Source organism: Thermoanaerobacter mathranii subsp. mathranii str. A3, assembly GCF_000092965.1.
Lineage (GTDB): Bacteria > Bacillota > Thermoanaerobacteria > Thermoanaerobacterales > Thermoanaerobacteraceae > Thermoanaerobacter > Thermoanaerobacter thermocopriae.
This window is the reverse complement of sequence record NC_014209.1, coordinates 1,464,371-1,484,558: the sequence shown is the minus strand read 5'-3', so window position 1 is coordinate 1,484,558 and position 20,188 is coordinate 1,464,371. Positions and strand designations below refer to the sequence as shown.

The window sequence follows — 20,188 nt, the reverse complement described above, 5'->3', positions numbered from 1 at the left end:
ATCGAGGAATTTGCTATTATTAAAAATCTAGTTAAAGGGATGATGGCCATGGAAGTATATCTCGACAATAGCGCTACTACAAGAGTTAGGAAAGAAGTAATTGAAAAAATGTCTGAAGTTTTAGATAAGGAATACGGCAATCCCTCTTCTTTACATATGAAAGGCTATCAAGCTGAAAAGTTAATGAAAGAAGCGAGAGAAAATGTAGCTAACTTAATCAACAGTGAGCCCGAAGGAATAATTTTTACTTCTGGAGGGACAGAATCAAACAATCTTGCTTTAATAGGGGTTGCAGAAAGTTTAAAAAAGAAAGGAAATCATATAATATCTTCAAAGATTGAACATCATTCTGTGCTCAATGTTTTAAAATATCTTGAGGAAAATGGCTTTGAAGTAACTTATCTAGATGTGGATAAAACAGGAAAAGTAGATGTAGAGGATTTAAAGAGGGCGATAACTAATAAAACTATACTTATATCAATTATGGCTGTAAATAATGAGTTAGGAACAATAGAGCCAATAGAGGAAGTAGCTGATATTGCAGAAAATGAAGACATAGTTTTTCACGTTGATGCTATACAAGCAGTAGGAAAAATAAATATAGATGTAAAAAAGCATAAAATAAAGATGGTGTCTTTAAGCAGCCATAAAATACACGGTCCTAAAGGAGTAGGTGCGCTTTATGTTGATAAAACAGTAAAGATTAGGCCAATAATTTTTGGAGGAGGCCAAGAAAAAAATTTAAGATCTGGGACAGAAAATTTACCGGGTATTGTAGGATTTGGAATAGCAAGCAAATTAGCCAAAGAAAATTTCCACGATAATGTAAGCAAATTAATGACATTAAAGAAGCGACTTTATCAAGGCATAGTTTCTGAAATAAAAGATGTCCATTTAAACGGGCCAAATGTTGAAGAAGGAGCGCCTCATATACTCAATATTTCTTTTGCCGGTGTGAGGGGAGAGGTGCTTTTACACGCTCTTGAAGAAAAAGGCATATATGTTTCTACGGGATCGGCTTGTTCTTCTAAAAAGAAAGGGCAAAGCCACGTTTTAAAGGCGATAGGCTTAAAAGAGGACCTGATTGAAAGTGCTATAAGATTCTCTTTTGGAATTTTTAATACAGAAGAAGAAATTGATTATACAATATCAGCTTTAAAAGAGAAAATAGATTTTCTTAGAAAATACAAACGGAGGTAAAATATGAAAGACGTATTATTGATTAAATATGGAGAACTGGCACTAAAAGGAGATAACAGGTCCTTTTTTGAAAACAAGCTTGTGAAAAATATAAAGAATGCTCTTAGAGATTTTGATGAGGTTAAAGTTGAAAAAACTCATGGCAGGATATATGTAGAATGCGATGGTGATATTGAAGAAGTTATAGAAAGGTTAAAAAAAGTTTTTGGCATTGTAGGCATAACAAAAGCAAAGAGAACTGATTTAAAGTTGGAGGATATATATCAAGCTGCGATAGAGTTGATGAAAGAGCATACGGGAAGGACCTTTAAAGTGGAAACTAAAAGACCAAACAAGTCTTTTCCTTATGACAGCATGGAAGTTACTCGGAGAGTAGGAGCAGCAGTATTGAAAAATGTCAAAAACTTAAAAGTAGATGTCCATAATCCTGATGTGCTCTTGATGGTAGAGATAAGAGAAATGGCATTTTTGTATGCGGGAGTGATTGAGGGAATAGGAGGCCTTCCTCTTGGTACGAATGGTAAAGCTACAGTACTATTATCAGGAGGAATTGACAGCCCTGTAGCTACTTGGATGATGATGAAAAGAGGAGTAGAGATAGAAGCAGTTTATTTTCACAGTCCTCCTTATACTTCTGAAAGGGCTAAAGATAAGGTTGTAGATTTGTGCAAAGTCCTTTCTCAGTATGGACAAAAAATAAAATTACATGTAGTGCATTTTACTGATTTGCAATTAGAAATTTATGAAAAGTGTCCACCCAAATTTACTACTATAATTATGAGAAGGATGATGATGAAGATAGCAGAAAAAATTGCTCAACAGAATGGTTCTATGGCTCTAGTCACTGGGGAAAGTTTAGGACAAGTTGCAAGCCAAACGATTGAAAGTTTATATGTAACCAATGCTTCTGTCTCTATACCAATATTTAGGCCTCTCATTGGAATGGATAAGACAGAGATTATAAATTTAGCTCAAAAGATTGGTACTTTTGAGATCTCTATAAGACCCTATGAAGATTGTTGCACTATTTTTGTGCCAAAACATCCTGCTACAAAGCCTAAGTTAGAAAAAGTAATAGAAGCAGAACAAAAAATGGAGTATCAAAAATACTTAGATAATTTTGAAGAAGAAATCGTGGAAGTTTAAACCAAGCCTCTAGTGCTTGGTTTGTTTTTTGCTACTTCTTTTAAAAAATTAATTTTTTCAAAGTAAAACTTAAAATAATTTAAAATTAATATTGACATTTTTAAATTACGCGTTATAATGAAAAACAAAACAACGGATAAGAATGTAGGTTTTACTGATAAACTTACATTTTAAGAGGTGATAGTATGAAGGAAATTTTAGGGAAATGCCCTGTTTGTGGAGAAAAATTAGTAGTGACGAGACTGGAATGTCCTCAATGTGGAACAGCAATTGAAGGCAAATTTGAACTTTGTAAATTTTGCTATTTGTCAAAAGAGCAGAGAGATTTTTTGGCACTTTTCATACGGTCGAGGGGAAATATAAGGGAAATGGAAAAAGTATTAGGTTTATCTTATCCTACCATCAGAAATAAATTGGATAATTTAATTGCTACTTTAGAATATAAAGCTGAGGAGACGCCAAAGATAGACAAAAAAGAGTAACGTATAAAAATCGCCATAAAAGGCGATTTTTATACGTTAAATCTAAAGACTACCACATCTCCATCTTGCATCACATAATCTTTTCCTTCCAGTCTCATAAGTCCCATTTCTCTTGCTGCTGCCTGTGAACCGGCTTTTACTAAATCTTCATAAGAGATTACTTCTGCCCTTATAAATCCTTTTTCGAAATCTGAATGAATTTTCCCTGCTGCTTGAGGTGCTTTTGTGCCTTTTTTTATTGTCCAAGCGTGGACTTCTTTTGGCCCAGCGGTGAAAAAGGTTATAAGTCCAAGAAGAGAGTAACCATGTCTTATTATGTTGTTAAGGCCAGGTTCGGCAAGGCCGTATTCTCTCAAGAGTTCATTTCTTTCTTCATCACTTAAAGAGGCTAATTCTTCTTCAATTTTTGCACTTATAACCAAAACTTGGGAATTTTCTTTTTCAGCATATTCTTTTAGTTGCTTTACATATTGATTTTCTTCTCCTGAAATTAAATCTTCTTCTGATATATTTGCTACATACATAACAGGTTTGGAGGTAAGCAACATAAGTTGACTTACAAAACTTTTCTCTTCTTCAGTAAATTGAAGAGCCCTTACAGGTTTCCCTTCATCTAATCCTTTTTTTATTTTTTCAAGTACTTCCACTTCAAAGGCTGCTTTTTTATCATTTCGCGCAAGTTTTGATGTTTTTTGAAGACGCCTTTCAATAACTTCCATGTCAGCAAGTATAAGTTCTAAAGTTATTATTTCAACATCTCTTATAGGATCAATACTTCCTTCTACATGGACAATGTTGCTATCTTCAAAGCATCTTACCACGTTTAATATAGCATCAACTTCCCTAATATGAGAAAGAAATTTATTTCCTAAACCCTCTCCTTTACTTGCCCCTTTTGTCAGCCCTGCTATGTCAACAAATTTTATAGTTGCAGGAATAACTTTTTGCGGTTTCTCAATTTTTGACAAAAAATCTAACCTTTCATCAGGCACAGATACAATTCCGACGTTTGGCTCAATAGTACAAAAGGGATAATTTGCACATTCTGCACCTGCTTTTGTAATTGCGTTAAACAAAGTGCTTTTACCGACGTTAGGCAGACCAACAATTCCTATTTCCATTTCATCTTCCCTCCAATAGCATTACATATGCATTATATATTACTTACGAAATTTTTTCAAATGTTTTTCATAAAAATTCCATAATTTAGCATAATACTTTTTAATAAAAGTGCAAAAATATATTTCGAGGAGGTGTATAGCTTTGAAAAAAATAAAAAGTATAATCACAATAGTGCTTATTGGGACAATGATAATAGCTTCAATGGCAGGATGCAGGACTACGGCTAGGAAGCCGGCTCCTACTCGTTATACACCGACTCCTACAAGAACGGTTCCTGCACCTTCTAAGACAGCGCCACGTTATACAACACCTGCGCCTAGGACACCGACAACACCGGCTCCGACTCCTGTGAGGAAACCGACAACAGAAAAAGCAAGAGCAACAACTATAGCTACAAATGTTGCTAAAATACCGGAAGTTAACAAAGCCACAGTAGTAGTATCTGGAAGTACTGCTATTGTAGGGGTGGACATGAAAGCAAAAGTGCAAGGTACTCGCGAGACAGATGTAAAGAAGAAAGTAGAAAAGACTGTAAAAGATACTGATAAGTCTATTACAAGGGTCTATGTAACTTCAGACCCAGATTTATACAAGAGAATAGATAATATTGCCAAAGGAATTTCTGCAGGAAGACCAGTTTCTGAATTTGCAAAACAAATTTCGGAAATTATAAAACGCATTACTCCTGGTATGTAACAAAGCCTGGGGTTTTTCCCCCGGGTTTTATGTATTATTGACTTTGTGCTACAATTATCATATAATCAAAAAATAATTGGATTATTTTAGAAGGAGTTGATTAGATGGAACTAATTGAAAGACAATTAAATAATGAGATAAATTTGTACATAGACACAACAGGTAAATTTAAAACAGTAACAATTAATCTTTATATCCACAACCAACTGGGAGAAGAGGCTACAAAATATGCTTTGTTGCCTGCTGTTTTAAAAAGGGGTACTTCTAGTATAAAAACTTACAAAGAAATGGTGAAGTTTTTGGAAAACTTGTATGGTACTACAATGGCTGTTTCTGTGTATAAAAAAGGGGAAAGGCATCTTCAACAATATAGATTGGAATTACCTCAAGAAGAGTATATACAAGAGAATATTTTAGAAAAGGGAGTAAAATTTCTAAAAGATTTAATTTTTAACCCCTTTATAGAAGGAAATGCCTTCAATAAGGAGTATGTAATTCAGGAAAAGGAGATTCACAAAAATTTGATAGATTCAAGAATAAACGATAAAACCAGATATGCAGTAGACCGTTGCTATGAAGAAATGTGCAAGGGAGAACCTTTTGCTATTTTTGAATTGGGAAGAAGTGAGGATTTAAACTTTATTGATGAAGTCAATCTTTACCATTATTATCAAAATTGTATTAATACTTTGCCAATAGATATATACGTTGTAGGAGACGTAGAGCCTAAATATGTAGAAGAGGTTTTTGCAAAATATTTTTCTTTTAAACGAGAACAAATATTAAATATTCCTTCTCCAAATGTACATAAAGAAGTAAGGGAAATAAAATATGTTACGGAAAATTTAGAAGTAACACAGGGGAAACTTACTCTTGGCTTTAGAACTAATGTAGCGGCTAACAGCGAGGAATATTTTCCTCTTTTAGTATACAGTGGCATATTAGGAGGAGGACCTTTTTCTAAACTTTTTATGAATGTGAGGGAAAAAGCTAGCCTTGCTTATTATGCTTATTCAAAGCTGGAGAGATTTAAAGGCTTAATGGTGGTAAGTTGCGGTATAGAGATAGAAAATTACAATAAAGCTCTTGATATAATACTCAAACAGTTAAAAGAAATTGAAGAAGGTAATATCTCAGATTATGAATTAGATTCTACAATAAAAGCCTTAAAAACTTCTTTAAAAGCAATGAAAGACAATGCTACTTCTAAGTCTGACTACTACTTATCACAAAAAATTGCAGGAATGAATTTGAAGATAGAAGAATTTATCGAAAAAGTAGAAAAAGTGACAAAAGAAGAGGTAGTTGAAGTTGCTAAAAAAGTTAAATTAGATACGGTGTATTTCATGACTGGCAAAAAGGAGGATAAATATGCAGCAATTGTATAATGAGAGAATAGATGAAAAAATACTTTTACAAGAATTGGATAATGGTCTAAAAGTGTATATAATGCCTAAAAGAGATTATACAAAGCAATTTGCGATATTTGCTACTCGTTTTGGCTCTAATGACAGTAAATTTATCGCTCCAGGGGATACTGAGGTAACAGAGGTACCTGATGGGGTAGCACATTTTTTGGAACACAAAATGTTCGAAGAGGAAGAAGGTAGCATTTTCGAACAGTTTTCAAAATTAGGGGCTTCAGCCAACGCTTATACCAATTTTACTACAACTGCTTACTTGTTTGCAAGTACTGAAAACTTCTACGAAAACTTAAAACTTTTAGTGAATTTTGTACAAAATCCTTATTTTACAGATGAAAATGTTGAAAAAGAAAAGGGAATAATAGCCCAAGAAATAAGAATGTATCAAGATGACCCTAATTGGAGAGTTTATTTTAACGCATTAGAGGCTCTTTATCATGTATATCCGGTTAGAAAAGACATAGCTGGTACAATTGAATCAATTTCTAAAATAAGCAAAGAAATTTTATATAAATGTTGTTATACCTTTTATCATCCTGAAAATATGGTTTTGTTTGCGGTAGGTGATATTGATGTAGATAAAACTCTGGACATTATAAAGGAAAATGTGAGACAGGAAAAAAAACAAGGAGAAATAAAAAGGATATATCCCAAGGAGCCTTTAAGTGTTTATGAAAAAGAAGTAGTACAAGATATGCAAGTATCCATTCCTCTTTTTAATCTAGGTTTTAAAGATACAGATGTAGGTTTTGGCGGAAAAAAATTATTAAAGAAGAACTTAGAGGTACAAATAGGGTTGGAAATGGTATTAGGCAGAAGTTCTGATTTATATGAAAGACTTTACAATGAAGGGCTTATTGACAGCACTTTTAGCTTTGATTACGGCGGAGAGATAGATTATGGTTATTCTATAATAGGGGGTCAATCTAAAGATCCTTTTAAAGTGAGAGATATAATTTTAAATGCAATAAATAATCTACAATTTTTAAAGGAAGAAGATTTTGAGAGAATAAAGAAAAAATACATAGGAAAATTTTTAAGAACATTTAATTCAGTCGATAGTATAGCTTACAGTTTTATAAACTTTTATATGAAAGAAATAAATTTGCTGGATTATTTAGATGTGCTTTATAGTATAAGCTTTGAAGATGTTAGAGAAAGATTTCAAAATCATCTGAGAGAAGAGAATAGTGTACTTTCCGTTGTGAATCCTATAAAAAAATAAAAATCAGGCGTAAAGTAATCAGGTGCAAAGCCTGAATTTTTTTATTTTTTTATAAAAATTTAGCAGGATTTTTTAAATTTATATAGAATAACATATTAAGTGGTGTAATGTGGTGGTAAGTGGGAGAATGTGAAATGAAAGTTTGGTGTTTTATATGTTGATGGGCCAATACGAACATACAATTGATGCAAAAGGAAGGGTAATAATCCCCGCTAAATTTAGAGAAGAATTGGGGGAAAAGTTTGTATTGACTAAAGGTTTGGACAATTGTTTATTCGTGTATTCTTTGGAGGAGTGGAAGAATATTGAGGCAAAACTTAAAACTTTGCCACTTACCAAAAAAGACGCAAGAGCATTTACGAGATTTTTCTTAGCTGGAGCTGTGGAATGTGAAATTGATAAACAGGGAAGAATACTTATACCTGCTAATTTAAGAGAGTATGCCAAAATAGAAAAAGATGTGATATTTATTGGAGTTTCTACAAGGGTTGAGATTTGGAGTAAAGAGGTTTGGGAAGAATACTCTAACAATACAGATGTTTCTTTTGAAGAGATTGCTGAGCATCTTGATGACTTAAACATATAGGTGTGATAAAGAATGGAATATAGCCATAAAAGTGTTTTGCTTAAGGAGACAATTGAATATTTAAATATAAAACCAGAGGGAATATATGTAGATGGTACTTTAGGTGGTGGAGGCCATTCTGAACAGATATTAAAAAGGCTCACGAAGGGAAAATTAATTGCGATAGATAGAGATTTGGATGCGATAAAAGCTAGCAAAGAAAGGCTTAAAAATTACAAAAATGTAAAATACATAAATAATAATTTTAAAAATATAAAAGAGATACTTAAAAGTTTGGGTGTAGACAAGGTTGATGGCATCATTTTGGATTTGGGGGTATCTTCTTTTCAATTAGAAGAAGTTGAACGGGGTTTTTCTTATATGAAAGATGCTCCACTAGATATGAGAATGGACAAAAATTCAACTTTTTCTGCTTATGATGTGGTGAACAAGTATTCACAGCAAGAATTAGAAAAAGTTATAAGAGAATATGGAGAAGAAAAATGGGCATCACGTATTGCTAAATTTATTGTAAAAGAAAGAGAAAAAGGAGAAATAAAAACTACTTTCCAGTTGGTAGAGATTATAAAAAATGCTATTCCTGCCTCTGCCAGAAGGAAAGGGCCACATCCAGCCAAAAGGACATTCCAAGCCATACGAATAGAAGTAAATGAAGAACTTAAAGGCTTAGGTAAAGCGATTGAGGACATGGTAGAGGTATTACGGGGGAAAGGGCGCATTGCGATAATCACATTTCACTCTTTGGAAGATAGAATTGTGAAGAACACTTTTAAAAAATTAGAAAATCCCTGTACTTGTCCACCAAATATGCCATGCATTTGTGGGAAAAAACCGGTGGTAAAGATTATAACAAAAAAACCGGTAGTACCTTCCAAAGAGGAAATAGAAACAAATTCCAGGTCTCGCAGTGCAAAACTTAGGGTTGCAGAAAAACTGTAAGTTCTAAAAGAAATGGAGGTAGAATAAATTGATAGTAGCACAAAGAGAATATAATTACGAGTATCCCCCATATACCTCAGAAGAGAAAGAACAAAAGCAAGTAAGAAAAACTAAAAAAAAGAGGAAATTAAAAAATTTGCTTTTGGTAGTTTTTGTAAGTTCTTTGAGCGTTTTAATACTTTATAGGTATACGATAATTTATCAAAAATCAATTGCTTTAGACAAAATGGAAAAGCAAATACAGTATACTGAAAATTTAAATCAGCAATTGAAAGCCCAAATTGCTTCTTTAACCAATCCTGCTCGAATTGAAGAAATTGCAAAAGAAAAATTAGGAATGCAAATGCCAGAAGAAAATCAGATAGTCTACATAAGTGTAGGAGAAAAACCTAAAGTAGCTGAGGAGAAAAAAAGCGAAGAAAAATCACAAGATAAAAGTAACTTTTTTATGAGGTTATTGGGGGTGTTGAATAGATAGGGGGGATAATAGATACATCCAGCCGTATCTGTAAAGAGAAGAATCCTCTTTTTACTTTTTTTATCTACGATAGTTGTTTTTGGTCTTATAGTTAGGCTTTTTTGGATACAAGTGGTAAGAAGTGAAGATTATCAAAAGATGGCACTCCCTCAATGGACTTTAGACGTGTCTGTGAGTGGTAAAAGGGGAAATATATTTGATAGAAATGGAAAAGTATTAGCAGAAAATATAAGTGTGAACAAAATAAGCGTTATCCCCAAGGAAATACTTGATTCTCACAGAGAAAAAGTGGCTGAAGCTTTAGCACAAATATTAAATTTAGATAAAGAAAAAGTTTTTCAAAAGATTTCCAACAAAAACTTACAAGAAGTGCTAATTGCAAAACAAGTTGATGACAAAAAAGCATCAGAAATAAGAAAACTCAATATAGATGGAATAATAGTTTCTGAGGATATGAAAAGATTTTATCCCAATAATACTCTTGCATGTCATGTGTTGGGATTTACTGGAATCGACAACCAAGGTTTGGATGGAATTGAATTAGCATTTGACAACTTTTTAAGAGGCATTCCCGGGAAAATTACTACTCCAATGGATGCTATAGGTAGGAAGATGAAGAGGGGGGAGGAAGAATATTTTGAGCCTCTTCCGGGATATAATGTAGTACTTACAATAGATGAGACTATTCAGCATTTTGCAGAAAAGGCTCTTAACCAAGCGATGGTTCATTCTAAGCCTTCAAAGGGAGCAGCAGCTATTGTTATGGACCCTAAGACAGGGGAAATATTGGCCTTGGCTAATAGGCCAAATTTCAATCCTAATAATCCTTTTGAAGGACCTCAAGAGGAATGGTTTAAGTCTTGGCGAAATAAAGCTATTTCTGATTCTTATGAGCCTGGTTCTGTTTTTAAGACAGTTACTGCTTCTGCAGCTTTGGAAGAAAAACTTGTAGGTGTTAATGAACAGTTTTATTGTCCGGGCTATATTACAGTTGCTGGGCATAGAATAAATTGCTGGGCTACTCATGGGAGTGAAAATTTTGTTAAAGGTGTTCAAAATTCCTGCAACGTAGTTTTTGTGACGTTAGGGCAAAGATTAGGAGTTGAAACATTTTATAAATACATCCATGAATTTGGATTTGGACAAATGACTGGAATCTTTCTTCCTGGTGAAGCTCCAGGTCTTGTGTTGTCACAAAATAATGTTGGACCTGTAGAACTAGGCACTAATTCTTTTGGGCAAGGTATTGCGGTGACACCTCTTCAGATGATTACTGCTGTCTCTGCAATAGCCAATGGAGGAAAACTGATGCAACCCCTAATTGTTAAATCAATTGTAGATTCAAATGGAAAAGTAGTAAAGGAATTTAAACCAAAAGTAGTAAGGCAAGTCATTTCTGAAGAGACATCTTCTATAATGAGGGAAATACTAAAAAGTGTAGTTACGGAGGGAACAGGCAAAGCAGGATATATTGAAGGATTTGATGTAGCTGGCAAAACTGGTACTACAGAAAAATATATGCCAGGCAAATATGTGGCATCTTTTATAGGTTTTGCACCAGCAGATGACCCAAAAGTTATTGCGCTGGTGGTAATAGATGAGCCTAACAGTCCTGAAGGACATTTTGGAAGCCAGTTGGCTGCTCCTGTAGTAAAAAGTATTTTAGAAGACACATTAAAATATTTAGAAGTACAGCCAAAAGGTATAGAAAAACCTAAAACTGTTGTAGTGCCGGATGTAAGGAATATGAAACTTTATGAAGCAGAGAACGTTATTTTATCGAATAATCTTAACTTTATTATAGAAGGAAGTGGAGATACTGTATTTGATCAAATGCCTAAACCGGGAGCAATTGTAGAAGAAAATACACAGGTTATTTTGTACTTAAATGCTGAAAAAATACAAGAAGTAGTAGTGCCTGATTTAACTGGTAAAAGTGTAAAAGAAGCTACAGAAATTCTAAATTCTTTAGGACTTAAGATAAAAATAAAAGGCAGCGGTTTTGCTGTAAATCAAAACCCAAAAGAAGGTGCGATTTTGAAAAAAGGTGAAACTGTGGAAGTGGAGTTTAGGCCTAAGGAAAATTAAACTTCTATCTATGCAAAATCTATAATTGTGCTATACTATTTAGTGGTGGTATGCTTTTTAGATATTTTTGTGAGGAGGCCTAACATGAAACTTATAGATATTTTAAAAGGAGTCAACTGCGAGATAAAAGGAGATCCTAATATAGACATCGGTGGGGTGTGCTACGATTCTCGCAAAGCCAAAAAGAAATATTTATTTATTGCTATAAAAGGGTTTAAAACCGATGGTATTTTATATGTGGAAGAGGCTATTAAAAATGGAGCAATTGCAATAGTTGTAGATAGGGAAATAAAAGAGTATCCCGGGGTTACAACAGTATTAGTGGAGGATGCTCGAGCTGCCATGGCGAAAATAGCTTCTAATTTTTACAATAACCCCACTACCAAACTTACTTTAATTGGTGTGACTGGAACAAATGGCAAAACCTCTGTTACTTATATGCTAAAAGCGATTTTAGAAAGGCAAAATAATAAAGTGGGCCTGGTGGGGACTATACAAAATATGATAGGAGATGAAGTGATACCTTCTGAACATACTACACCTGAATCATTGGATTTGCAGGAGCTTTTTAGCATTATGGTGAACAAAGGTGTTAAGTATGTGGTTATGGAGGTATCATCTCATTCTTTGGCATTAAAGAGAGTCAATGAGTGTGAATTTGATATAGCAGTTTTTACTAATTTATCCCAAGATCATCTGGATTTTCACCACGACATGGAAGAGTATGCTAAAACAAAGAGCAAGTTATTCAAAATGGCAAAGAGGGCATCAGTGATCAATATAGATGATAAATACTCTTCTATGATGATCGAGAGTTCTAAAGCACGGGTTTTGACTTATGGCATAAAAGACTTTGCTTATGTTATGGCAAAGGATATTAGGAATAGTTTAGATGGTGTAAAGTTTAAAGTTCAGATTGAAGATAAAAAAGAAGAGATGTCATTGAAAATTCCTGGTTTGTTTAGCGTCTACAATGCTTTAGCTGCCATTACAGTGGCTGATTTTCTTGGGATTTCTTTGCGAAGTGTGAGAGAGGCATTAAGTCAGGTTACAGTAAAAGGCCGATTTGAACCAGTGGAGACTGGAAAGGACTTTTATGTTTTTATAGATTACGCCCATACACCTGATGGAATACAGAACATGATGGAGGCATTGAAAGAGTATAAAGCTGGAAGGAAAATACTTCTTTTTGGTGCTGGAGGAGATAGGGATAAAACTAAAAGGCCTTTAATGGGAGAAGTTGCAGGAAAATATGCGGATTTTTGCATTTTGACCTCGGATAATCCACGTTCAGAAGAGCCAAGAGAAATAATTTCACAAATTGAAGAGGGTATAAAAAAGACTGATTGCCCCTATGTTGTAATAGAAAATAGAAAAGAAGCGATAAGATATGCCTTATTAAACGCTCAAAAAGACGATGTAATAATATTGGCAGGTAAAGGCCATGAAACTTATCAAATTATAGGAAATAAGGTTATTCCTTTTGATGAGAGAGAAATAGTCAAAGAAATTTTGTCTGAAGGCGGTAATAAATGATGGAACTTTTAATAGCTGAAATTGTAAGGGCCACAGAGGGAAAATTGATAAAAGGAAGTTTAAAGGATAAAGTAATAGGAATTTCGACTGATTCAAGAAAAGTCAAAAAAGATGAATTATTTATTCCTTTGAAAGGAGAAAAATATGATGGAGAAGATTTTGTAAAAGATGCGATGACAAAAGGTGCTAAAGCAGTCCTCACTGCCAGGTTAGATAATATAGAGTATTTAAGAGATTTTCCATTTAACGTTATTTACGTAAATGATACTTTAGAGGCTTTACATAAGATCGCTTCTTACTATAGAAAAAAATTCAATATCCCATTTGTTGCTGTGACAGGTAGCACTGGGAAAACTACTACAAAAGATATGATTGCGCAAATATTGTCTAAAAAGTATAAAGTGTTGAAAACAGAAGGTAATTTTAATAATGAAATAGGTTTGCCATTGACGATTTTTAATTTGGAGAATACTCATCAAATTGCGGTAGTGGAAATGGGAATGAGTGGTTTTGGAGAAATTAGGAGGTTAAAGAATATTGTAAAGCCGCAAGTGGCAGTATTTACAAATATAGGAGTTGCTCATATTGAAAAATTAGGTTCAAGGGAAAATATATTAAAAGCAAAAACGGAATTGATTGAAGATTTTAAAGAGGAAAATGTGATTGTATTAAATGCAGATGATGATATGCTATCAAAAATTCCTCTGCAATATTCAAGTAAGTATTACAGATATGGTATAAAAAATGGAGAAATTAAGGCTTGCAATATAGAAAAAGGAGAAAAAGGTATAAAATATACTTTGAAATATAAAAATTTAGAGAAAGAAATAAAACTCTCAATACCTGGTATTCATAATGTGTACAATTCTCTTGCTGCTATTTGTGTTGGATTAGAGTTTGGGGTTGATGTAGATGACATGGCGGAGGTTTTAAAAGATTTTCAACCAGGTAAAATGAGACTTAATATAATAGAAAAAGGTGACATAAAAATTATTGATGACGCATATAATGCCAATCCAGATTCTATGAAAGCAGCTTTAAATGTCTTGAGGGATTTTCCTGGCAAAAGAAAAATAGCGGTTTTAGGAGACATGCTAGAATTAGGGGAGTATTCAGTAGAAGCCCACAGAGAAATAGGAAAATTGGTGGCAGATAGCCATATAGATATTTTGATAACTTCTGGTAATACGTCGAAATATATTGCAGAAGAATCCAAGGTTTGTGGAATGAAAGAGAATAATATTTTTGTTTGTAATACTAACGAAGAAGTTAAGGAAATATTGAAAGATATTATCAAAGAAGGAGATTTAATTTTAGTGAAAGGTTCAAGAGGTATGAAAATGGAGCAAATAGTACAATTTTTGCAGGAGAGGGTAAACTAAAATGTTACAAAGGATAATTTTAGCTACATCTGTTGCTTTTGTGCTAAGCTTGGTGTCTGGTCCTCTTTTTATACCTTATCTAAGGAAACTAAAATTTGGTCAAAAAGTAAGAGAAGATGGACCAAAAAGCCATTTAAAAAAATCTGGGACTCCTACAATGGGTGGAATAATGTTTATTGTAGCCACAGTTATTTCTGCGTTAGTTTTTTCTCATTGGAATATATATTTGGCTATTTTATTGTTGGGCTTTGTAGGATATGGTTTAATAGGTTTTGCAGATGATTTTCTAAAGGTTTATTTTAAAAGACCTTTAGGTTTAAAAGCCAGAGAAAAAATTGTCGGACAGTTTTTACTTGCGACTATTATTTCCTATTTTGCTCAAAAAAATCTAGGAACAGAAGTGATTTTTCCTTTTTTAAAAACTAATATTGACCTTGGCAATTTATATATTCCTTTTATGGTTTTTGTAATTGTAGGAACAGTAAACAGCGTGAATTTGACAGACGGGCTGGATGGATTGGCAGCAGGTGTTTCATCTATTGTTATGGCTTTTTTTACTATGACGGCTTTATTTTTAAACAATATAACTTATGGAGCGTTCAGTGCTGCTTTGACAGGAGGGTTGTTGGGGTTTTTGAGATACAACCGTCATCCTGCGGAAATATTTATGGGAGATACTGGTTCCTTAGCTATTGGAGGAGCTATAGCTACTGTTGCAGTATTGACTAAATTGCCATTGATTTTGCCCTTGATAGGTATTATTTATGTGGCTGAAGCTTTGTCAGTAATTATTCAGGTTTTGTCTTTTAGAATGTTTGGTAAAAGAATTTTTAAAATGAGTCCTCTTCATCATCATTTTGAACTGTCAGGATGGCAAGAACAAAATGTAGTATATGCCTTTTGGCTCGTCACTTTAATTGCTATGTTTGTATCTTTTTATAGTTTAAGTTAAGGAGTGCAAATTATGGAACTAAAGGGTAAAAAAATTTTTGTGGCAGGTTTAGGAGTTAGCGGAATAGCTTTGTGTAAAGTATTGGACAGCTTGAAAGCAAAGGTAATAGCTTATGATGAAAAAGAATATGATGTGTTAAAAGAAAATTTAGAAGAAATTGAAAATTTGTCCATAGATTTTAGATTTGGCAAATTCAAAAAGGATTTTTTAGAAGGGGTAGATTTGGTTGTTTTAAGTCCGGGTGTTCCTGTTGATTCGGAGATTGTAAAAACAGCACAACAAAAGAAAATTGAAGTATTTGGGGAAGTGGAGTTTGCATATAGGTTTTCTAAAGCTCCTATTTATGCAATTACTGGTACAAATGGAAAAACCACTACTACTTCTTTATTAGGAGAAATGTTTAAAAATGCGGGGAGAAAAGTATATGTTGCTGGGAATATAGGTTATCCACTTATTTACGCTGTCATGGAAGCGTCAGAAGATGCTTTTATCGTAGCAGAGATAAGTAGCTTTCAATTAGAGACTATAAAAGAGTTTAAACCTAAAATAAGCTGTATAATAAATATTACCCCTGATCATTTAAACAGACATAAAACTTTTGAAAATTATAGGGATATAAAAGGAAGAATTTTTGAAAATCAACGAGAAAATGAATATACTGTTCTAAATTTCGATGACCCTGTTACTTGGAGTCTAAAAAATAAGGCTAAATGCAGAGTTTTTCCTTTTAGTAGAAAAAATTCATTAGAAAATGGAGCATATGTAAAAAATGGTAGTATTTATATAAGTGTTGATAAAAATGCTAAAAAAATTATTGACATAGAGGAAATTTATATTCCTGGAGAACACAATTTAGAGAATGCATTGGCTGCTTCTTCTGTGGCATATCTTTCAGGGATTAGTGTAGATGTTATTGCAAATACTCTAAAGACTTTTAAAGGTGTGGAACATAGGATTGAGTTTGTTGATGAAATAAATGGTGTAAAATTTTATAACGATTCTAAAGGGACTAACCCAGACGCCTCAATTAAAGCGATACAAGCTCTAAAACCTCCTATAGTTTTAATTGCTGGTGGTTACGATAAAGGCAGTGAATTTGATGAGTTTGTAAAAGCCTTTAATGGGAAAGTAAAGAAATTGATTTTGATAGGGCAAACTGCCAAAAAAATCAAAGATACTGCAAAGAAGTATTATTATCCTGAAGATGACATACTTTTTGCTGATACTCTGGAAGAAGCTGTTAAAAAAGCTTATGAAAGTGCGAAAGAGGGGGATAGTGTACTTTTGTCACCAGCTTGTGCCAGTTGGGATATGTTTAGGAATTTTGACGAGAGGGGAAGAATCTTTAAAAAGGCAGTGGCAGAGTTAAGGAGGTAAAATAATGAGAAAAAAGTATCCTGTGGATTATGGCATTTTACTCACAGTTTTAATACTAGTCTCCATTGGTGTAGATATGGTCTTTAGTGCTAGTTCTGCCAGTGCTGAGTACATGTACAACGACCCTTATTATTTTTTGAAAAGGCAATTGTTATGGGTAATATTAGGTTTTTTTGCTATGGTGTTTATGATGAATTTTGATTACATTATTTTAAAAAAATTGGCTGGTCCATTGCTTATTTTTTCCATTGGACTGCTTGTTGCAGTCTTAATTCCTGGAATAGGAGTTGAAAGATATAATGCTACTAGATGGATAGGAGTTGGAAGCTTTACAATACAGCCTTCTGAAGTGGCAAAATATGCGCTTATTATATACTTTGCAAAATATTTTGACAAACATCCTGATTATGCAAAAAGTTTCAAAAAAGGAGTTATGCCTGTTTTGGGATTGGCAGGATTGTTTTTTGGTCTTATAATGTTACAGCCTAATTTTAGTACAGCTGGTATTATATTTATTGTTGCTGTAATAATTCTCTTTGTAGCAGGCGCAAAATTATCTTTTATGGGAGCTTTATTTGGAGCAGGAATGGGGGCAGCTGTTGTCGTTTTTTCATCGTTTAAATATATAAGGGAAAGAGTGCTTACTTTTTTAAATCCGTGGCAGGACATACAAAAATCCGGATATCAAATTGTGCAATCCCTTTATGCCTTAGGCTCTGGAGGATTATTCGGAGTTGGACTTGGTGGAAGCAGGCAAAAGCTTATGTATCTGCCTATGCCTCACAATGATTTTATATTTGCCATAATTGGAGAAGAATTAGGACTTGTTGGTACAGTTACTATACTTTTGATGTTTTTATACCTTATTTTGCGAGGCTTGAGAGTTGCGGCAAAAGCTCCCGATATGTTTGGATGTCTTTTAGCTGCAGGAATTACAGCACTTATAGGAATACAGACACTTATAAATGTGGCGGTTGTAACTTCTTCTATGCCACCTACGGGAGTTTCTCTTCCTTTTATAAGTTATGGAGGTACTTCTACAGTTATTATGATGGCAGGAGTAGGAATACTATTAAATATTTCAAGATACGCAAATTTAGATAGGAGTTGATGGACAATTGAAATATTTGTTTGCTGGTGGAGGTACAGGTGGACATATTTATCCTGCCATAGCCATTGCTAAGGAAATATTAAATAATGAAAAAGATGCTCAAATTTTATTTGTAGGCACAAAAAAAGGTTTGGAGAATGAGTTAGTACCAAGAGAAGGCTTTGAATTAAAGACAATTACTGTGCAGGGATTTAAAAGGAAATTGTCGTTGGATACGTTAAAAACTATTTATAAAGCAGTGGTAGGACTTAAAGAAGCAAACAATATTTTAAAAAAATTTAAACCGGATGTGGTAATTGGAACAGGGGGATATGTTTGCGGCCCCGTTTTAATGGTGGCGGCTTTAAAAGGGATACCTACTTTGATTCATGAACAAAATGCTTTTCCAGGTCTTACAAATAGAGTACTATCGCGGTTTGTCAAAGTAGTAGCGGTAAGCTTTGAAGAATCGGTTGAATATTTTAAGAATAAAGATAAAGTTGTAGTAACAGGAAATCCAATTAGAAAAGAATTATTAGAGGCTAATAGAGAAGAAGGATTAAAAAATTTAGGTTTTTCTCTTGATAAACCCTTAATAGTATCAGTTGGAGGAAGCAGAGGAGCAGAAAAAATTAATTTTACAATGGTAGAATTATTAAAATTAAAAGATAAAAACCTACAAGTTTTGATAATTACAGGGACTAATCAATATGAAAAAGTGTTAGAAAAGGTTAAAACTGAAAATATATATATAGATAAAACAGTTAAAATAATTCCTTATTGTCATAATATGCAGGATGTATATGCTGCCACAGATATAATAATCTGTAGGGCTGGGGCTATTACTTTGGCAGAAATTACTGCAAAAGGGGTTGCTTCAATCTTGATTCCTTCTCCCTATGTTGCTAATAATCACCAGGAGTATAATGCTCGAGTGTTAGAAAAATCTGGAGCTTCTTATGTTATTTTAGAGAAGGATTTGACAGCAGAAAAATTATATAAAAAACTTAAATATCTTTTGGATAATCCTCATCTACTTTCAAAAATGAGAGAGAATGCTAAGAAAATTTCTAAAATTGAAGCTGCTGAGAAGATATACAAGCTTATAAAAAGCATAACTTAATACTTTATGTAACACCCCATCTTATTTATGCATAGTATATGGTGTAAGCTGTTATTAAATTTAGGGGTGATAAGATGGGGAAATTTAAAATCAATGGAGGGAACAGGCTGTATGGTGAATTAAAAGTAAATGGCGCTAAAAATTCTGTTTTACCCATCCTTGCAGCATCAATTTTAAATGAAGGGATTTCTGTAGTACATGGTTGTCCTAAATTAAAAGATGTTTATTCAATGATAGAAATTTTAGAACATTTAGGGGCTAATGTAACTTTTAAGGGGAGAGACATTATTGTAGATGCAAGAAATGTAAAAGATAGTGAAATACCTGATAATTTAATGAGAACCATGAGGTCATCTATATTTTTAATGGGTGCTCTTATATCAAGAAATAAAAAAGCTTTAATGAGTTTCCCTGGAGGTTGTGATATAGGACACAGACCTATAGATCTACACCTTAAAGGCTTGAGAAGATTAGGAATTAAAATTGAAGAGTCTTATGGATATATTAAATGCGAAGGTTGGAAGATGAGAGGAAATGAAATTCACTTAGATTTTCCCAGTGTAGGAGCAACAGAAAATATAATGTTGGCTGCGGTTAAGGCGGAAGGAGTCACTATCATTAGAAATGCGGCAAAAGAGCCTGAAATAGAAGACTTGCAGAACTTTTTAAACTCTATGGGGGCTAAAATATCAGGAGCTGGTACTAACACGATTATCATAGAAGGAGTAAAAAGATTGCATGATACGGAATATGCTATAATTCCAGATAGAATTGTTGCAGGTACTTATCTTTGCGCTACGGTGATAACAAAAGGAGAATTAACAGTAGTAAATGCTTTAAAAGAACACTTAGAGCCATTGTTATCAAAATTGAGAGAGACGGGGTGTAGTATACAAACGGGGAATGATTATATAAAAATTAGATGCGATAAACGTCCCAAATCAGTAGATATGATCATTACCTTGCCATACCCTGGCTTTCCCACAGATTTACAGCCCCAAATGGTTTCTGTTTTGTCTGTAGCAGATGGGACAACAATTGTCACAGAGACAATATTTGATAATAGGTTTAAATACACAGAAGAACTTATACGAATGGGAGCAGACATAAAAGTAGAAGGAAGAGTAGCAGTAATACGCGGTGTTGAGAAGTTAATGGGGGCAAAAGTAGTAGCAAGAGATTTAAGAGGAGGAGCTGCTTTGATTATTGCAGGCTTGGGGGCGGAAGGTACTACAATAGTAGAAGAAGCAGAACATATTGATAGAGGATATGAATCCATCGAAAAGGCTTTAAAAAGCGTGGGAGGGGATATTGTAAGAATAATGTAAAACAGCGTCATGCT

The 20,188-nt window shown here is 33.6% G+C and carries 18 protein-coding genes; 17 read left to right on the top strand and 1 reads right to left on the bottom strand.

The genetic code is table 11. The annotated features are described in order from the left end of the window. Positions 1-48: 48 nt before the first annotated feature. The 3 genes from TMATH_RS07455 to TMATH_RS07445 all read left to right on the top strand — a co-directional run bounded on the left by TMATH_RS07455 (position 49) and on the right by TMATH_RS07445 (position 2,828). Positions 49-1,200, top strand: a complete 1,152-nt coding sequence (locus tag TMATH_RS07455; RefSeq protein WP_013150490.1) for a cysteine desulfurase family protein — start codon at positions 49-51, stop codon at positions 1,198-1,200. Between the two features lie 3 nt (positions 1,201-1,203). Further along, positions 1,204-2,346 carry a tRNA uracil 4-sulfurtransferase ThiI gene (gene thiI / locus TMATH_RS07450; protein WP_013150489.1) on the top strand — a complete coding sequence of 381 codons (1,143 nt, stop codon included), beginning with the start codon at positions 1,204-1,206 and terminating at the stop codon, positions 2,344-2,346. 185 nt (positions 2,347-2,531) lie between these two features. Next, the gene (locus TMATH_RS07445; protein WP_013150488.1) at positions 2,532-2,828 is read left to right on the top strand and encodes a DUF2089 domain-containing protein; all 297 of its coding nucleotides are present in this window, start codon (positions 2,532-2,534) and stop codon (positions 2,826-2,828) included. 29 nt (positions 2,829-2,857) lie between these two features. Here the strand turns inward: TMATH_RS07445 and ychF are convergent, their stop codons facing one another. Further along, on the bottom strand, positions 2,858-3,949 hold the full coding sequence (ychF, locus tag TMATH_RS07440) for a redox-regulated ATPase YchF (RefSeq protein WP_013150487.1): 1,092 nt from the start codon (positions 3,947-3,949) through the stop codon (positions 2,858-2,860). A 142-nt stretch (positions 3,950-4,091) separates the two neighbouring features. Between ychF and TMATH_RS07435 the strand changes: the two genes are divergently transcribed. The 14 genes from TMATH_RS07435 to murA all read left to right on the top strand — a co-directional run bounded on the left by TMATH_RS07435 (position 4,092) and on the right by murA (position 20,174). Continuing rightward, on the top strand, positions 4,092-4,646 hold the full coding sequence (locus TMATH_RS07435; protein ID WP_013150486.1) for a YhcN/YlaJ family sporulation lipoprotein: 555 nt from the start codon (positions 4,092-4,094) through the stop codon (positions 4,644-4,646). Positions 4,647-4,750: 104 nt separating this feature from the next. Further along, entirely contained in the window at positions 4,751-6,034 is a 1,284-nt protein-coding gene (gene yfmF / locus TMATH_RS07430) for an EF-P 5-aminopentanol modification-associated protein YfmF (RefSeq protein WP_013150485.1), read from the top strand. Then, positions 6,018-7,295 (top strand): EF-P 5-aminopentanol modification-associated protein YfmH, encoded by a 1,278-nt coding sequence (gene yfmH, locus TMATH_RS07425; protein WP_013150484.1) that lies wholly within the window; start codon positions 6,018-6,020, stop codon positions 7,293-7,295. Before yfmF ends, yfmH begins: the two co-directional genes overlap by 17 nt. Positions 7,296-7,449: 154 nt before the next feature. Then, the gene (mraZ, locus tag TMATH_RS07420) at positions 7,450-7,881 is read left to right on the top strand and encodes a division/cell wall cluster transcriptional repressor MraZ (protein ID WP_012995482.1); all 432 of its coding nucleotides are present in this window, start codon (positions 7,450-7,452) and stop codon (positions 7,879-7,881) included. A 12-nt stretch (positions 7,882-7,893) separates the two neighbouring features. Further along, a complete protein-coding gene (gene rsmH, locus TMATH_RS07415) occupies positions 7,894-8,820 on the top strand; it encodes a 16S rRNA (cytosine(1402)-N(4))-methyltransferase RsmH (RefSeq protein ID WP_013150483.1) in 927 nt (308 codons plus the stop codon). 28 nt (positions 8,821-8,848) lie between these two features. Beyond that, on the top strand, positions 8,849-9,298 hold the full coding sequence (gene ftsL, locus TMATH_RS07410; protein ID WP_013150482.1) for a cell division protein FtsL: 450 nt from the start codon (positions 8,849-8,851) through the stop codon (positions 9,296-9,298). A gap of 12 nt (positions 9,299-9,310) precedes the next feature. Beyond that, on the top strand, positions 9,311-11,386 hold the full coding sequence (locus TMATH_RS07405) for a stage V sporulation protein D (protein WP_013150481.1): 2,076 nt from the start codon (positions 9,311-9,313) through the stop codon (positions 11,384-11,386). Positions 11,387-11,470: 84 nt separating this feature from the next. After that, on the top strand, positions 11,471-12,922 hold the full coding sequence (locus TMATH_RS07400) for a UDP-N-acetylmuramoyl-L-alanyl-D-glutamate--2,6-diaminopimelate ligase (RefSeq protein WP_013150480.1): 1,452 nt from the start codon (positions 11,471-11,473) through the stop codon (positions 12,920-12,922). Next, positions 12,919-14,304 carry a UDP-N-acetylmuramoyl-tripeptide--D-alanyl-D-alanine ligase gene (locus TMATH_RS07395; protein ID WP_013150479.1) on the top strand — a complete coding sequence of 462 codons (1,386 nt, stop codon included), beginning with the start codon at positions 12,919-12,921 and terminating at the stop codon, positions 14,302-14,304. Before TMATH_RS07400 ends, TMATH_RS07395 begins: the two co-directional genes overlap by 4 nt. 1 nt (position 14,305) lies before the next feature. Next, on the top strand, positions 14,306-15,256 hold the full coding sequence (gene mraY, locus TMATH_RS12040; RefSeq protein WP_013150478.1) for a phospho-N-acetylmuramoyl-pentapeptide-transferase: 951 nt from the start codon (positions 14,306-14,308) through the stop codon (positions 15,254-15,256). Between the two features lie 12 nt (positions 15,257-15,268). Continuing rightward, positions 15,269-16,633 (top strand): UDP-N-acetylmuramoyl-L-alanine--D-glutamate ligase, encoded by a 1,365-nt coding sequence (murD, locus tag TMATH_RS12035; protein ID WP_013150477.1) that lies wholly within the window; start codon positions 15,269-15,271, stop codon positions 16,631-16,633. 4 nt (positions 16,634-16,637) lie between these two features. Then, positions 16,638-17,744 carry a stage V sporulation protein E gene (gene spoVE, locus TMATH_RS07380; protein ID WP_013150476.1) on the top strand — a complete coding sequence of 369 codons (1,107 nt, stop codon included), beginning with the start codon at positions 16,638-16,640 and terminating at the stop codon, positions 17,742-17,744. Between the two features lie 7 nt (positions 17,745-17,751). Continuing rightward, positions 17,752-18,846 (top strand): undecaprenyldiphospho-muramoylpentapeptide beta-N-acetylglucosaminyltransferase, encoded by a 1,095-nt coding sequence (murG, locus tag TMATH_RS07375; RefSeq protein WP_013150475.1) that lies wholly within the window; start codon positions 17,752-17,754, stop codon positions 18,844-18,846. A gap of 74 nt (positions 18,847-18,920) precedes the next feature. After that, positions 18,921-20,174 (top strand): UDP-N-acetylglucosamine 1-carboxyvinyltransferase, encoded by a 1,254-nt coding sequence (murA, locus tag TMATH_RS07370; protein WP_013150474.1) that lies wholly within the window; start codon positions 18,921-18,923, stop codon positions 20,172-20,174. The last annotated feature ends 14 nt before the right edge of the window (positions 20,175-20,188 follow it).